We start from the raw sequence: 14663 nt of genomic DNA, 5'->3' as shown, positions 1-14663 counted from the left end.
GTTATAATTCAATGGATGATCGAGTGACAGATAACGAAACCCACACCCCCCAACCGCTACTTACAGCAAGTGAATACTTATGTAAGATCTTATTATCACCAGTTTATGAAGCTGCCGTGGTTACCCCGTTACAACCATTAACTAAGCTCTCGCAACGCTTCGCCAATAATATTCTGCTCAAGCGTGAAGATCGCCAACCTGTGCATTCATTTAAACTGCGTGGTGCTTTTAATAAATTAGTGCAGTTGTCTGAAGCACAGAAGTTACGTGGTGTCGTAGCCGCCTCTGCGGGTAACCATGCCCAAGGTGTGGCGATGTCAGCGAAAAAACTCGGTATCAAAGCCATTATTGTGATGCCAGTTATCACCCCCGAGATTAAAGTCAGCGCTGTGCGTGGCTTTGGCGCAGAGGTGTGTTTACACGGTGATAGTTTTGATGAAGCCTCTAACCATGCAAAAAAATTGTCTGCAGAACAAGGTTATACCCTGATCCCACCATTTGATGATCCGGATGTGATCGCGGGACAAGGGACTATCGCTCGTGAATTACTTGAGCAAAATGCCCATTTAGATTATATCTTTGTGCCTGTTGGCGGCGGCGGCCTAGCTGCTGGCATTGCGGTTTATATCAAACAGTTAAAACCTTCAATTAAAGTCATCGGGGTTGAGCCGCGAGATTCAGCCTGTTTACGTGCCGCACTCGATGCTGGCGAACCTGTTACCCTAGATCGTGTCGGTATTTTTGCCGATGGTGTAGCAGTAAAACGCATTGGTACTGAAACTTTCCGTTTGTGTAACGAGTTTATTGATGACGTGATCACGGTGAGCAGTGATGAAATTTGTGCTGCGTTAAAAGATATCTTTGAAGACACCCGTGCCATTGCTGAACCGTCGGGTGCATTAGCGTTAGCGGGATTAAAAAAATATACTGAATTAAACGGCCTGCGTGACCAGAACATGACGGCGATCTTAAGTGGTGCCAATGTCAATTTCCATTCATTGCGTTATGTATCAGAGCGCAGTGAATACGGTGAGAAGAAAGAAGCGGTACTTGCGGTAACTATTCCTGAACGACCAGGCGCTTTCTTAACGTTCTGCGAGTTAATTGGCAACCGGGCCGTGACCGAGTTTAACTATCGTTATTCTAATCGCGCAGCGGCAAATATCTTTGTTGGTTTACGTACCCCACAAGGCACGCCTGAGCTAAACACTGTGATCAAACTGCTTGAAGACGCGGAATATCCAGTGGTTGATTTGTCTGAAGATGAAATGGCCAAACAGCACGTGCGTTATATGGTCGGTGGTCGTCCAGCGGAAGCCTTGCAAGAGCGCTTGTTTAGCTTTGAATTTCCTGAGCATCCTGGGGCATTACAGAAATTTTTATTAACCCTAGGGATGAACTGGAATATTACCTTATTCCATTACCGTAATCATGGCGCTGCGTACGGCCGAGTATTAACCGGATTTGAATTACCGGACGGTGAGATGAAAGCCTTTTCAGCTTATTTAGTTAAATTAGGTTATCAGTATAAAGAAGAAACTAATAACCCAGCGTATAAATTCTTTCTAGCGCACTAGTTTGCATGACTAACTAACACTGGTTATATCAGCCACTGAGAATGGAGCAATTCTCAGTGGCTTTTTATTATGTCAGGGTTATAGCTGTGCATTTTTATCTTCTCCAGTTTTATTCATGCCCTTACCCTTAGGCCATTGTCCGCGAATTAATAGCCTAGTTTAACTAAACAATGATACCCTTAGCGCATTAATCCCATTCTTTTTATATTGGAAAATATTATGCTGAGCTACCGCCACAGTTTTCATGCTGGCAACTTTGCAGACGTACTTAAACACGCTGTTGAAGTACTGATCTTAGAAGCGTTAAAACAAAAGGATACGCCTTTTGTTTATCACGATACCCATTCTGCAGCAGGTCGTTATAGCTTATCGAGTGCCAACGCTGAAAAAACCGCGGAATACGTAGATGGTATCGCTCGTATTTGGCAGCAAGGTGAAGTACCTGCGCCATTAATTCCTTATTTAAATGTGATTAAGCAGCTAAATAAAACGTCGAAATTAAAGCATTATCCTGGTTCACCGTTAGTGGCACGATTATTACTACGTGAACAAGATCGTATGCAAATGACAGAGTTACACCCTGCTGACGTGAAATTATTAGAGCAAGAATTTGCCGGTGATCGCCAAGCACGTGTTTACAAACAAGATGCCTACGACGGCCTGAAAGCCTTGTTACCTGGCCGTGCTAAACGTGGTTTAGTATTGCTTGATCCGTCTTATGAAATCAAAAGCGAATACCGTCAAGTCGTGCAAGAAATCGCACAAACTTACCGTCGTTTTGCCACTGGTACGTACGCACTTTGGTATCCGATTATCGAACGTCGCACCATTGACCGTCTTAAGCGTGATTTTGTTGGCACCGGTATTAAGAAGATCTTAGTTATCGAACTTTGTGTAAAAAGTGATACTGAAGAACGCGGTATGACAGGTACTGGTATGGTAGTGATTAATCCACCGTGGAAATTGTACTCGCAAATGGAAGAGTTATTACCTTGGTTAACGGAAGAATTGGGTCAAGATAAAAACGCCCACTTCCGTCTGGAATGGTTAGTACCAGAATAGACTAAGTAAATATCGAGTTATAGTATCAAGTAATAATATCGCTTTGATCGTGTAACTCGCGCTGGCCTAGGTATTTATACCTAGGCGCATCAAATAGGTAAATTATGAAGCAATGGATCGCAGAACAATTATCAGCACAGGGCGCTGTCGCTGCAGGATTACCCGCTAAACATATTGGTGGCGATGGCGAACATCTGGTATTTTTTCATGCCAATGGTTTTCCGCCAGCTATGTACCAACAAATGCTCCAACCCCTTACTGACTCGTACAAAGTCAGCGCTGTCTATCAGCGTCCACTCTGGCCATTACCGGTTCCTGAAGATTTTGATAATTGGCGACTGATGATCGACGATGCGTGCCGCTTTATTGCCGCGCAACCAGAACCCATTACCTTAGTTGGTCATTCGATGGGTGGCTTAATTAGTATTATTTGTGCGGTACGTGCACCAGAAAAAGTGAAACAACTTATTCTACTCGACCCGGTTATACTCGCCCCGCATTTGATTTGGGTGATGCGTAACTTACCTGATTTTCTCCGTAAAAAATTGCCGCTAGTGGAAAAAACATTAAGACGTCCCGATACCTTTGCCAGTATTCAACAAGGTTTCGACTTTCATCGTAAAGTACGCGGCTTTAAAGGTATTTCCGACAGTGTGTTAGCGGATTACATGGCTGAAGGTTTGCATCAAACCGACAACGGTTTCAAACTTAGCTATAGTCGTGAGTGGGAAGCCAGCATTTATCAAACCGTACCTTGGGCTTGGTCGAGTATTAAAAAATTGACCACAGATACTGTGGTGATCAGAGGGCGTGACTCCGATACTTTATCTGCGGAAGCGATGGCGCGATTATTACGTAAACAACCACACATCAAATTGATTGAAGTGGCAGGTGGACATTTGTTCCCATTAGAACAACCCTTGCAAACCGCTGAGGTTATTCGTCAGCAGTTAGTTGCACATAAAAATTAGGTCAATATGTATATATCAAAACTGATTAGTTTAGCCTTGCGTAAGCTCACTGCCGAGTTACGCTGGGCTAATTTATTTTTGATTTTTTGTAGTTATTTAGCGGTGGTCTGGGGATTATTGTGGTTAAGTAATGAAACTACATTAACCGATCCGCTGACCTTCTTTTATTATACCGTGGTGGTGATCTCTACGGTTGGTTTTGGTGACCTCTCGCCAAGTACGGCAAGTGGGCAATTGGTTGTTGCGCTCATTCAGATCCCATTTGGGTTATTAATCTTTGGTGCTGCGATTGGTAAAACCACGCAAGCCATTGTCGCTATTGCAAGGAAAGGTATGAACGGGAAAAAAGATTTTAGTACGTATAGCGATCATATTTTAATTTTAGGTTGGCGTGCACATCGCACCAAACGCATTTTAGAATTGATCCTGGCAGATAAAAAACGCCATAAACGCAAAATAATTTTGTGTGTTGAGCGTGATATGAGCCATCCGTTCCCACAAATGCTGGATGTGGAATTTGCTAAATTGGAATCGTTTACCCATCAAGATGAGTTAACACGTATTGCCATGGCGCAGGCGAGTTCGATTATTGTTGATGGTGAGAATGATGAAATGACGCTATCAATGGCATTAAGTGCCTCATCTCACGCCTCGAAACAGGTGCATATTAGTGCCTATTTTCATGAAGAAAGTAAAGCCGAATTATTGCGTGCTCATTGCCCGAATGTAGAATGTGCAAGTTCACGTCATGCCGAAATCTTAGTACGTACCATGCAATCACCCGGTGCCAGTATTCTGCATGAACAGCTGTTTTCAACCTTGGATGAAGCGACGTTATATTGCTTAACATTAGAGGATGTACCGGAAATGACCGTCGGTGATGTATTTCAGCCGCTGCGGGAAAAATACAGTATGACCTTGATGGCAGTTGCTGATGATGAAAAAGGTGCGGGTTTTAAATTAAATCCCAGCATGGATACGCCACTTCACGCAGGGCAAGTGTTACATTATATCGCCAATGAACGAGTCCGTAAGCACGAGATTAATTGGGTCGATGTGTTACTGCTGAAGATAGAGGAGTAGGCAGGGGGAAATACCTGATACTGTTGTTAGCAAGGGTTTGCGTTGTTCACAGTATCAGGTTAGTGAACTATTTTTCCAGTTCTGTTAAACGTGCTTCTAATGCCGCTAATTTTTCACGGGTGCGTAATAGCACTTTAGTTTGCACTTCAAATTCTTCACGGTTAACCAGATCAAGTTTGTTCAATTGTGATTGCAATACTTGATGGATCTTCTTTTCTACTTCAGACCCTAACGACTTAACGCTGCTTGGTAATGATTCATGTATTTGCTTCGCGATTTCTTCTAATTTTTGTGGCTTGATCATACGGCACCTAATTGCGAGTGAGTTTAACTTGTCTATAACGAGTCGTTAATGTTGCTTGTTGTTAGTCTAGCACTTTAATTATCGATTAATCGACCTAAAATGACTGCTGAAAATTGATCAGCGGTAATATTTTTACGACACCGTTTTCTGCATAATTTAATAAACCAATCTGCAAACCTTGTAAGTTTTCAGTCATATTAAAAATACCAATTTGAAATTTTGCGGTTTTGGCATAATTCATCACACCAAAATCCACTAATGATAACCTTTCACTGTAGTTTATCAGGCCTATATTGGCGCCTGCTACTGTTTTTGATAAGTTCACCATGGCGAAATTGACGCCTTTTACATGGGTAGTATTGTTCACTAGTGCCATGTTGAAACCAGTATCCTGGCCTAAATGCCAATTGAATAAGCTGAATGAAGCACCAGAGAATTGTTTATTTACTTTACTCGCGCCGAGCAATAAATTGAAACTGACACCTTCGAGTTTATCGACTTCAGATAAACCCAATACCGACATATCAAAACCCTGCACGGTTTCTGTTTGACCATGAAAGAGCGCAAGGCGGAAACCATCAACGTCTTGGCCTGCTGGGGCATTAAGGCCGATAGTCGAGAATTGCGCCGGTATTTCACTGGCGATGGCGACTTGGCTTAAACTTAACGTGGCAAGTATTACCAAGCATATTTTTTTGAATCCCATGAAAACTCCATACTAACAATGATAAGGGAAATAACCTGTGCTCGATTATAGCGGAATTAACTCGCTACTCTTAATCATATTTAACTTAGATTTAATCAGCTTTAACTGAGAATAAAATAATCAATCAGGGTTTTATTATGCTAAAAAAGGCGGCAATAGCGGGCTCGTCAAAGCGTTTACGCTGACAGCATAAACCCAGGTCAAAGGGCTCAATTTTATTGCTGTTCTCAAAGGTTAATACCCGATCGCGAACCGGACTGTTATCAACCACCACGGCAGGGGCAATACCCACGCCTAATCCTAATGCCACCATACTGACAATGGCTTCGTGTCCAGCCACCGTGGCATAAATACTCGGTTTAATTTTCATCTGCTTAAACCATTTATCAATACGTTTACGAGCGGGACCGTGTTCTGGCAAGATAAATGGCACGGCATTCCAGTCTATATTATTCTGCGTAATTTGTTGTTGTACTTGGCAGGAAATAACTGGGGTAATGATAGACAGTGGCACTTTGGCTATCTCGACAAACTTTAATCTATTCGATATTTGGTCGGGATGGGCGGCAATGGCAATATCAATTTTTTCTTCATCAACCAATTGCATGCCCATGGCTGCATCACCCGTGATCAGTTTGAGTTCGACGTTGGGATGCAGTAAGCGGAATTTATCGAGTATGGGCGGTAAGTGACTGTAGGCGGCGGTTACTGAACAAAAAATAGTAAGCTCACCATCGAGTTCGCCACTGTGACAACTCAGGTCGGCTTTCAGCTGGGTCCAATTTTCGAGGGTTTGTTGGGCAAAGCTGCGTAAGCGTTTACCGCTTTCAGTGAGTGCAACGGATCTATTATCACGGGTGAATATTTGGCTGCCTACGGCCTCTTCTAACCGTTGCATAGTACGCGTCAGGGTTGATGTGCTGACGTGCATAGCCTCTGCTGTTTTACCAAAGTGTAATGTCGTGGCTAAATGTAAAAAAAGTTGTAGTGAACGAATATCCATATTGCCTTTTTCCTGAGCGTATAATGTTTATCTGTTGTTATTGCTAGCTTTATTACTGCGCTGGTTATTTTTTATAAAAAAACCAAGTTGCTCTAATTTAGGGTAATAAACTGTTTTTAATATTATTTTACGAATATTTGAGTGTTAGGCGTCTGTTTCGCTATTTTAAAATCTAATATTAACCTAATTGTCACTGGATAAATGTTTACGTTGCAGATTATGCAACACTGTATTGTAAATATATCATTTCCAGCAATGAGTAACTTAGCATATAGTGAATACATAGCGCATCACTGGAGTAGTGATGGCACATTTAAATTACTAAATTCTCATGGAGAGCAACATGGCTAACTATTTTAACACTTTAAACTTACGCCAGCAGTTAGAGCAACTTGGCAAATGTCGTTTTATGGATCGCAGTGAATTTACTGACGGTTGTAACTTCATTAAAGATTGGAACATAGTAGTTGTCGGTTGTGGCGCGCAAGGTCTTAACCAAGGTCTAAACATGCGTGACTCAGGTCTTAATATTTCTTATGCATTACGTGGCGCTGCAATTACTGAAAAACGTCAATCTTTCCTAAATGCATCTGAAAATGGTTTCGTTGTAGATACTTACGAAAACCTTATCCCACAAGCGGATCTAGTATTAAACCTTACTCCTGATAAACAGCATTCAAATGTTGTTGAAACTATCATGCCGTTGATGAAACAAGATTCAACGCTAGCTTACTCGCACGGTTTCAATATCGTAGAAGAAGGCATGCAAGTACGTAAAGACATTACAGTAGTAATGGTTGCACCTAAGTGTCCTGGTTCTGAAGTACGTGAAGAATATAAACGTGGTTTCGGTGTTCCAACACTGATCGCTGTTCACCCAGAAAATGATCCGAAAGGTGACGGTCTTGCGATTGCTAAAGCATACGCATCGGCTACAGGTGGCGATCGCGCTGGTGTACTTGAGTCTTCGTTTGTTGCTGAAGTTAAGTCTGACCTTATGGGTGAGCAAACTATCCTTTGCGGTATGTTACAAACAGGCGCAATTCTAGCATTTGATAAAATGGTTGCTGACGGTAAGTCACCAGCATACGCAGGTAAATTGATTCAGTTCGGTTGGGAAACAATCACTGAAGCACTTAAGTATGGCGGCATCACTAACATGATGGATCGTCTATCTAACCCTGCTAAAATTAAAGCCTTCGAAATGGCTGAAGAAATGAAAACAACACTTCGCCCATTATTCGAAAAGCACATGGACGACATCATCACTGGTCACTTCTCATCAACTATGATGGCTGACTGGTCAAACGATGACGTTAACCTGCTTAAATGGCGTAAAGAGACTGGCGAAACTGCATTCGAGAACTACCCAGAATCAGACATCGTTATTGACGAGCAAGAATTCTTCGACAACGGTACGTTATTCGTCGCTATGATTAAAACGGGTGTTGAACTCGCATTCGAAAGCATGGTTGCTTCTGGTATCGTTGATGAGTCTGCATACTACGAATCACTACATGAAACGCCGTTAATCGCGAACACGATTGCACGTAAGCGTTTATATGAAATGAACGTTGTTATCTCTGATACAGCTGAATACGGTTGTTACTTATTTGCTCATGAAGCGGGTCCACAACTACGTGACTACGTAAATGCGCTACCAACTGAATTGATGGGTTCTGCATTCGCTGCTGAATCAAACAGTGTTGATAACGCTCGTTTAATTGATGTGAACGAAGAAATCCGTAATCACCCTGTAGAAGTTATCGGTAAGAAACTTCGTGGTTACATGTCAGACATGAAAAAAATCGTTGGCTAATACCTGATGTAAGCATCAAGGTTTAGTTGATATAGCCCGGTAAGCATGACGATGTTTACTGGGCTTTTTTGTGTCTGCTGATTACTTAAGAAGGACTAGTTTACATAACATGCATTATGCGCAGTGATTTTTAGCCTTTTAGTTTGTGGCTAAATCCAATCAACTACTACAAGTATGCAACCGACATTAAGAAAAGTAATTTCAATCGTTATTTGTAATCTTTAGTGTACTTATAAGGTGGGCGACTCGATATTTATCTACGTCATTTAATAATGAATATTGTGTCTTAATATCGAACTCGGTTATTTCCAATTTATCAGCATGATCATCGACAGCATTAAATATTTCATTTAATGCAATCATCTCTTCATCATTAATTACTTCTATCATGATGTTGTCTCATTGGTTGATAACCTGAGTTAATAATACATGTTTTTTTTAGTTTTTTTATTCTACATTTAATTTATAAGTCGTTAATAATATTATCTTTTACTAAGTTAGATAAAAATAAATCGATTTAAGTGAAGCGTGCCACAGGTCAAAACAAGTACAATAAGTATTACCAGGTAATACTTATTCCGTTGTGATTACGGAATATCTCATTAGGATGTTTGATGGCCGTTAGCTATGTGCCTAGAATAACTCTTAGTGGGAGTTAGCTCGCTAGATTTTACGTAGCGAATCAGTTGAATCGAGAGATTCATTCAGAATTCCCATGCGAGTCCTGATCTTTATAAAATAATGCCTGTTATTTTTTAAAAAATCCCCAACTTGGGTTACTAGTAGGAGTGAGGCGTTAGTTTTTGCGACTAATAAATTATTTTCTATCTGAGGTTTGGATATCCCCCCTTAAATGGAAACTTAATTTAGCACAATTTCGCTTGAGGTCAGATCAAGTTAAAAGAAGGGGTTTATCGATATTTGAACCTTTTAAGAAGGGAACTTTAAATACTCAGATTTGAAAAGGCTGTCTAGTCTGGCACTGGATAATGCGCGTCTGATTGAGGTAAACGAAGATACTTGATGGCAGTCGTGGTCCTGCGATAGAAGGTGAATCTAGAATCCTTTCCAGACTCTCACCTCAAGCCAATAATAAAAACTGACTATCTTGGTAAGCTGAGTTCAATTTATCGACATTGAAGAATTACTCAGCGGCAATTAATGCTAGTTATGCTTGTGGTGGTGTACTTTCAGCGTTAGAAACAACGGCATCGATTTGTACCAAAGCATCCATTGGGATAGCTGTAACGCCAATGATTGTTGCTGCTGGAAGATCGCTGTTAAAGAATGTGGTGTAAATTGCATTTACAGCATCAATATCAGCGATATTTTTCAGTTGGATATTAACTTTAACAACATCATCCATAACGTGGTCAACACTTGCTAGAATTGCTTTAATGTTGTTTAAGCATTGCGTAGCCTGTGCTTTCACATCTCCGGTTACCATTGCATTGGTTTTTGGATCTAAAGGTAATTGACCTGCGACATGATTGTAATGAGAAAACGCAACTGTGTGTGAGCAAGGCATTGTTGGTGCATTCTCAGTGTTGCTTGCTTTTATAACGAGAAGACGTGTGTCTTCAGGAAGTTGTGGCGGAGTACCATCGCCGTGTGATACAGAAGTATCAATTTGTATTAGAGCGTCCATAGGTAAAGCGGCAGCATTAACGACTGAGCGTGCTGGAACATAGCTTGGGAAAAACGTCGCACAAACTGCGTTTACCGCTTCAACATCGGTGATGTTTTTAAGGAATATTGTGGTCTTAACGATATCGTTCATATCATGATTGATACTTTCTAAAATGGCTTTGATGTTATTTAAACACTGCGTTGCCTGCTCTGTTATACCACCTGCTACTAATTCACCAGTTTTTGCATCGATAGGTAATTGCGATGAAATATTGTTGTAATGCGAGAAAGCGACTGTTTGTGTCGAAGTCGCACTTATTGGTGCATTTTCAGTATTTCTTGCCAGTTTAATAAGCGCGCAAGGAGCTTGTGGCGCAGTACCTTCACCGTTGGAAATCAGCGCTTCAATTTGTACTAAAGCATCATTCATCGGTAAAGCTGCAACTGCTACAGTCGTCCGTGTAGGAAGGTAGCTTTGGAAGAATGTTGCATAAACTTCGTCTACAGCGTCCATATCTGAGATGTTTTTCAGGAATACAGTGAGCTTAATTACATCATCCATCACATGGTCAGTACTTTCTATAATAGCTTTAATATTCGTTAAGCACTGCTTTACCTGATCTTTTATATTGCCCACTACAATTTCACCGGTTTTAGGATCTAGCGGTAATTGAGCGGAAATATTATTGTAATGAGAAAAAGCGACTGTTTGTGTGGATACTGCATTTTGGGGTGCATTTTCAGTATTTCTTGACGCTTTTATGATGACGTTATTCATATGATATTTACCCTATTTGATATGATTATAGTTCGATGTTGTTGAGTCGAGTATACGTAATAGGGATGAACAATCTTTGAACTCAATCACAAAGTGAATTATTTGGCTATCTCTATATGGTTGATTTTGAAGTGTTTTATTATGCGTGTTAATGTTTTCGTTATGGGTTTTTAACTGTGGGAATACGGTATTATTTTTTAAATTATTGATTCTATTAAATTTGATTTTGTACAATTTTGTTGTAATTAGGTTAATAACTTAAATTGCTAAATATTATGCAGGTTAACTGCGTATGTATACATAAAGTAGTAGCTTTTTGTTTTTAATAATTTGCTAACTGGATCATATTTTTACGCGAGATATTATTTGGCTGGGGTAGGGATAGATCTTGCACCTAACTTGCAGATGTGGTTAAAAACGGCATTTAATATTGATAATGGCGTGTGTAATGTTGGGTTTAAAGCGGGGCATTGTCTATATTTGAGCTGTTGTTAGTATGAGTTGTTAGCATGTATATCAATTGCTATACATGCTAACACTTGGGACTAGATCAACCTAAATTGCGTAAGTCGCGATGAGATATTTCACTATCGCTTTTGACTCAAACATATCCACGTCGGTATTAGGATCTTTTAAGAAAGGGACTTGCACTGTGCCGTGTTCAGCAAAAAATGCACTGCGTTTAGTTTCTGGTAACGGCGTGTATTCACCTGGGCTTAAGCGTCTTGTTGCAGGACCTAGTTCACCAAATCGTTGCTTACCTAAATTAACTAATAAATACGGCAGTTCTAATTCACACAAGGTTTCACGCACTGGACGTGAATAAGGGCTACTTTCAAAACTGTATAATACCAGTGGGTCGGTTGGTTCGATTGCTGGGGTTTTAGTTTTACCTGCATTCCAACGAATTAACGATGCAGTTGTTGAACTGGCATAGTTAAATAGATTGGCACGTAACCGGATCGGTGCGCTGCTATTGGCGTAATGCTGGTATAAATAGGTGATGATCTCAGACGCAGAGTTGAGGATGGTCTGGGTATTTTTATCGATCAAGAATGGAATTTTATCTGTGCTATACATTTCTTGCAGTTGTTGCTTGTGGCGCTCGCCGCCTTTGGGACAAGGAATAATAAGCACATCAAGGTTCAATTCTGAGATTGCTTCACGTACTAAGCGGCACAGTGGGTCGGCTTCGTTGTCATACATGATTAACGGATCTTGCTCATTAATCGTGGTTTTGGCTGCTTTGGTGCCAGCCCATAAGCGCGTTTGTGAAGCCAGTGCAGAAGTCAGTAGATTAAACATAGCGTAAATCCGTTCAGCTAAATGATTAGTCTAAATACTATTTTTAGAAAGATCTATTAGATTAATCTGGTGATTGAATAATCTAATAAATAAAGATAATTAGTTTATTAATTCAGTATTTGGCTGGCCGAGGAGTGATCTAACAACGTTCTCACAGTCTTCGATTCGATTGATACTTTTAGGTGCAACCATCACCATATCGTTACCTGCTACTGCACCTAATATTTCGGGATGTGGATTCAGATCAAGTAACCGAGCAATGAGTTGCGCGCAACCGGGGGGCGTTTTTATGACGACGACGAACTGGTTGTGCGTGATAAATTCAATCTTGGTGGATACTGATACATCTGTATGTCGCGATTTACCTTCAGTGGGTAATTGATATATTTTTTTACCATAAGCATCTGTTACTTTGATGACATTTAAGCGGGACAACATTCTCGATACGGTCGATTGATTAATATGATGATAGCCAAGCTTAATTAACCGTTGACGAATATCATCTTGGGTATGAAGACGCTCTATTTTTAGAAGATTTTTACAGGCATCGGTTATGTTGTCATTATAGGCGGTAGATTGTTCTATATTATTCATGCATACCTCGATGGACTCGTTTCTATATGTGGCTGGCTATCTTGATACCTATAATTAGATAGTGTTTTTTAGGTTAAGTCTATTAAATTCTTAGTGTTATGTGGCGTGGATGTTTTTTTTCGAGTTGATAACCCCATAAAAATTGTTTTTACAGGATTATCATCGACATGTTCTAGTTACATTCAGTCATAATTTTACGTGAGAATGATTTCTCACAATATTTACATTTTAGCTGTACGCTCTCATTACGTGCTACCACAGCAAAGCTACTATCCACAGGTTCATTATGGGTAATACAATTGCTGTTTGGACAAGCAAAAACTGCGGTAACTTTCTGCGGTAAAGCTAGCTTCAATTTTTTTGAAACTTCATAATTTTCTATTTGATTTACTGTCGCATGGGGGGCATATAATGCTAACTGGTTGGCCTGATCTTCATTAAGAAATACGTTTTCTATTTTAATTAAATCTTTATGACCAAGTTCTGATGATGGCAAGTTTAGACCAACTGTAACCCTTTGATTTGAATCTTCTAGGTTAAATAACTTTAATATCTTTATACCTAAATTGGCAGGGATATGGTCAATGACAGAGCCATTTTTAATCGCTTCAACTTGTAACTTGTGTTCTTTAATCATCTGGTTATCTCCCTATTAAAACTGTTCATTAAGGACAAGAGCAAGTAGTGCTTCACGTGCATAAACACCATTTTCAGCTTGCTGAAAGTAGTAAGCATGTTTGGTTTTGTCTACGTCGACAGTGATCTCGTCAATACGCGGTAAAGGATGCAGTACTTTCAGGTTATCGCGGGCATTCTTTAACATATCGGCAGTAAGGATGAAGGCTGCTTTCATGTGCGCATATTCTGATTCGTCAAAGCGTTCTTTTTGCACTCGGGTCATATACAGCACATCAAGATCATCAACCACATCTTCAATGTCGTTATGCAAACTGTATTCGATACCAGCATCGCGCAATTCTTGTAACATATAATCAGGCATGGCTAAAATATCGGGTGAGATAAAGAACAGTTTGGTGTTATTAAATTTCGCCAGTGCTTGAGTGAGTGAATGTACGGTTCTGCCGTATTTCAGGTCACCAACAAAGGCTATATTTAAGTTATCGAGAGTGCCTTGAGTTTCATAAATACTGAATAAGTCGAGTAAGGTTTGGGTTGGATGCTGATTAGAGCCGTCACCACCATTAATCACCGGCGCGTTATTAGAAAACTCAGATGCTAAGCGCGCAGCCCCTTCTTGTGGATGACGCATGATAAAGGCATCCACATAGGATGCGATAACCTGTACTGAGTCAGCCAATGTTTCGCCTTTCTTGGCTAATGAGGTATTGCCGGCATTGTCAAAACCAACGACAGTACCCCCTAACCGTTGTACGGCAGTTTCAAATGATAAACGCGTTCGTGTTGACGGTTCAAAAAAGCAACTCGCGATAACTTTATTTTTCAGTAATGTTGGGTTGGGCTCTGCTTTTAATTTCCCTGCGGTATCCACAATGAGTTCTAGGTCATTTCGACTTAGCTCTGGAATGGAAATTATGTGCTTTCTAAACAAAGTATTATTCATGCTATCTCCAGCCTTATTTCGATACAGTTATAAACATAATTACCTATTTTTGTTAAATCAGATAAAAACAGGCAAAAAAAAGCCCTCTTTAAAAAGAAGACTTTTTTTAACAATTGAAGAATGAACCCAATCGTGATTGATGTTTATAGATAGATAAATTTAGCCTAAATGATAACTTCATTGTATGCCCCCTAAAAAGATTAAACGCATCATACGCCCATTGATTTTAAAAACAAGTGTAGTCATCAAG

At 40.3% G+C, this 14663-nt stretch carries 14 protein-coding genes; 5 read left to right on the top strand and 9 right to left on the bottom strand.

What is annotated here, in order from left to right:
• Window positions 1–11 precede the first annotated feature (11 nt).
• The 4 genes from ilvA to CXF93_RS15365 all read left to right on the top strand — a co-directional run bounded on the left by ilvA (window position 12) and on the right by CXF93_RS15365 (window position 4693).
• Window positions 12–1577 (top strand): threonine ammonia-lyase, biosynthetic, encoded by a 1566-nt coding sequence (gene ilvA / locus CXF93_RS15380; RefSeq protein ID WP_101063428.1) that lies wholly within the window; start codon window positions 12–14, stop codon window positions 1575–1577.
• Window positions 1578–1796: 219 nt separating this feature from the next.
• Window positions 1797–2639: a 23S rRNA (adenine(2030)-N(6))-methyltransferase RlmJ gene (locus tag CXF93_RS15375; RefSeq protein WP_101063427.1), complete on the top strand. Its 843-nt coding sequence runs from the start codon at window positions 1797–1799 to the stop codon at window positions 2637–2639.
• A gap of 104 nt (window positions 2640–2743) precedes the next feature.
• A complete protein-coding gene (locus CXF93_RS15370; RefSeq protein ID WP_101063426.1) occupies window positions 2744–3610 on the top strand; it encodes an alpha/beta fold hydrolase in 867 nt (288 codons plus the stop codon).
• Between the two features lie 6 nt (window positions 3611–3616).
• Complete coding sequence (locus CXF93_RS15365; protein ID WP_101063425.1) at window positions 3617–4693, top strand: potassium channel family protein; 1077 nt, start codon at window positions 3617–3619, stop codon at window positions 4691–4693.
• Between the two features lie 67 nt (window positions 4694–4760).
• On the opposite strand, the gene CXF93_RS15360 is transcribed toward CXF93_RS15365, so the two are convergent.
• From CXF93_RS15360 to ilvY, 3 genes are all read right to left on the bottom strand, one after another.
• The gene (locus CXF93_RS15360; RefSeq protein ID WP_101063424.1) at window positions 4761–4997 is read right to left on the bottom strand and encodes an accessory factor UbiK family protein; all 237 of its coding nucleotides are present in this window, start codon (window positions 4995–4997) and stop codon (window positions 4761–4763) included.
• A gap of 94 nt (window positions 4998–5091) precedes the next feature.
• Window positions 5092–5703, bottom strand: coding sequence for an LA_2272 family surface repeat-containing protein (locus CXF93_RS15355; protein ID WP_101063423.1), 612 nt, complete (start codon window positions 5701–5703; stop codon window positions 5092–5094).
• A gap of 124 nt (window positions 5704–5827) precedes the next feature.
• Window positions 5828–6706 carry an HTH-type transcriptional activator IlvY gene (gene ilvY, locus CXF93_RS15350; RefSeq protein WP_101063422.1) on the bottom strand — a complete coding sequence of 293 codons (879 nt, stop codon included), beginning with the start codon at window positions 6704–6706 and terminating at the stop codon, window positions 5828–5830.
• A gap of 343 nt (window positions 6707–7049) precedes the next feature.
• Here ilvY and ilvC point away from each other — a divergent pair, with 343 nt between their 5' ends.
• Window positions 7050–8525, top strand: coding sequence for a ketol-acid reductoisomerase (ilvC, locus tag CXF93_RS15345; protein WP_101063421.1), 1476 nt, complete (start codon window positions 7050–7052; stop codon window positions 8523–8525).
• A 201-nt stretch (window positions 8526–8726) separates the two neighbouring features.
• Here the strand turns inward: ilvC and CXF93_RS15340 are convergent, their stop codons facing one another.
• The 6 genes from CXF93_RS15340 to pyrB form a co-directional block, all read right to left on the bottom strand.
• Window positions 8727–8915 (bottom strand): hypothetical protein, encoded by a 189-nt coding sequence (locus CXF93_RS15340; protein WP_101063420.1) that lies wholly within the window; start codon window positions 8913–8915, stop codon window positions 8727–8729.
• Window positions 8916–9693: 778 nt separating this feature from the next.
• Window positions 9694–10932 (bottom strand): RidA family protein, encoded by a 1239-nt coding sequence (locus tag CXF93_RS15335; protein ID WP_101063419.1) that lies wholly within the window; start codon window positions 10930–10932, stop codon window positions 9694–9696.
• 555 nt (window positions 10933–11487) lie between these two features.
• On the bottom strand, window positions 11488–12237 hold the full coding sequence (locus CXF93_RS15330; protein ID WP_101063418.1) for a glutathione S-transferase N-terminal domain-containing protein: 750 nt from the start codon (window positions 12235–12237) through the stop codon (window positions 11488–11490).
• 99 nt (window positions 12238–12336) lie between these two features.
• Window positions 12337–12831 (bottom strand): arginine repressor, encoded by a 495-nt coding sequence (locus CXF93_RS15325; RefSeq protein WP_101063417.1) that lies wholly within the window; start codon window positions 12829–12831, stop codon window positions 12337–12339.
• A gap of 172 nt (window positions 12832–13003) precedes the next feature.
• Window positions 13004–13468, bottom strand: coding sequence for an aspartate carbamoyltransferase regulatory subunit (pyrI, locus tag CXF93_RS15320; protein WP_101063416.1), 465 nt, complete (start codon window positions 13466–13468; stop codon window positions 13004–13006).
• A 15-nt stretch (window positions 13469–13483) separates the two neighbouring features.
• Complete coding sequence (gene pyrB / locus CXF93_RS15315; RefSeq protein WP_101063415.1) at window positions 13484–14413, bottom strand: aspartate carbamoyltransferase; 930 nt, start codon at window positions 14411–14413, stop codon at window positions 13484–13486.
• Between the last annotated feature and the right edge of the window lie 250 nt (window positions 14414–14663).

Origin of the sequence: Moritella sp. Urea-trap-13 (assembly GCF_002836355.1) — a bacterium.
Taxonomy (GTDB): domain Bacteria; phylum Pseudomonadota; class Gammaproteobacteria; order Enterobacterales; family Moritellaceae; genus Moritella.
Note: the sequence above shows the minus strand (reverse complement) of the source record. Positions and strands in the feature narration are given on the sequence as shown.

Coding starts and splice junctions, on each gene's coding strand:
- ilvA (WP_101063428.1), top strand. CDS start 12: ATGGATGATCGAGTGACAGATAACGAAACCCACACCCCCCAACCGCTA.
- CXF93_RS15375 (WP_101063427.1), top strand. CDS start 1,797: ATGCTGAGCTACCGCCACAGTTTTCATGCTGGCAACTTTGCAGACGTA.
- CXF93_RS15370 (WP_101063426.1), top strand. CDS start 2,744: ATGAAGCAATGGATCGCAGAACAATTATCAGCACAGGGCGCTGTCGCT.
- CXF93_RS15365 (WP_101063425.1), top strand. CDS start 3,617: ATGTATATATCAAAACTGATTAGTTTAGCCTTGCGTAAGCTCACTGCC.
- CXF93_RS15360 (WP_101063424.1), bottom strand. CDS start 4,997: ATGATCAAGCCACAAAAATTAGAAGAAATCGCGAAGCAAATACATGAA.
- CXF93_RS15355 (WP_101063423.1), bottom strand. CDS start 5,703: ATGGGATTCAAAAAAATATGCTTGGTAATACTTGCCACGTTAAGTTTA.
- ilvY (WP_101063422.1), bottom strand. CDS start 6,706: ATGGATATTCGTTCACTACAACTTTTTTTACATTTAGCCACGACATTA.
- ilvC (WP_101063421.1), top strand. CDS start 7,050: ATGGCTAACTATTTTAACACTTTAAACTTACGCCAGCAGTTAGAGCAA.
- CXF93_RS15340 (WP_101063420.1), bottom strand. CDS start 8,915: ATGATAGAAGTAATTAATGATGAAGAGATGATTGCATTAAATGAAATA.
- CXF93_RS15335 (WP_101063419.1), bottom strand. CDS start 10,932: ATGAATAACGTCATCATAAAAGCGTCAAGAAATACTGAAAATGCACCC.
- CXF93_RS15330 (WP_101063418.1), bottom strand. CDS start 12,237: ATGTTTAATCTACTGACTTCTGCACTGGCTTCACAAACGCGCTTATGG.
- CXF93_RS15325 (WP_101063417.1), bottom strand. CDS start 12,831: ATGAATAATATAGAACAATCTACCGCCTATAATGACAACATAACCGAT.
- pyrI (WP_101063416.1), bottom strand. CDS start 13,468: ATGATTAAAGAACACAAGTTACAAGTTGAAGCGATTAAAAATGGCTCT.
- pyrB (WP_101063415.1), bottom strand. CDS start 14,413: ATGAATAATACTTTGTTTAGAAAGCACATAATTTCCATTCCAGAGCTA.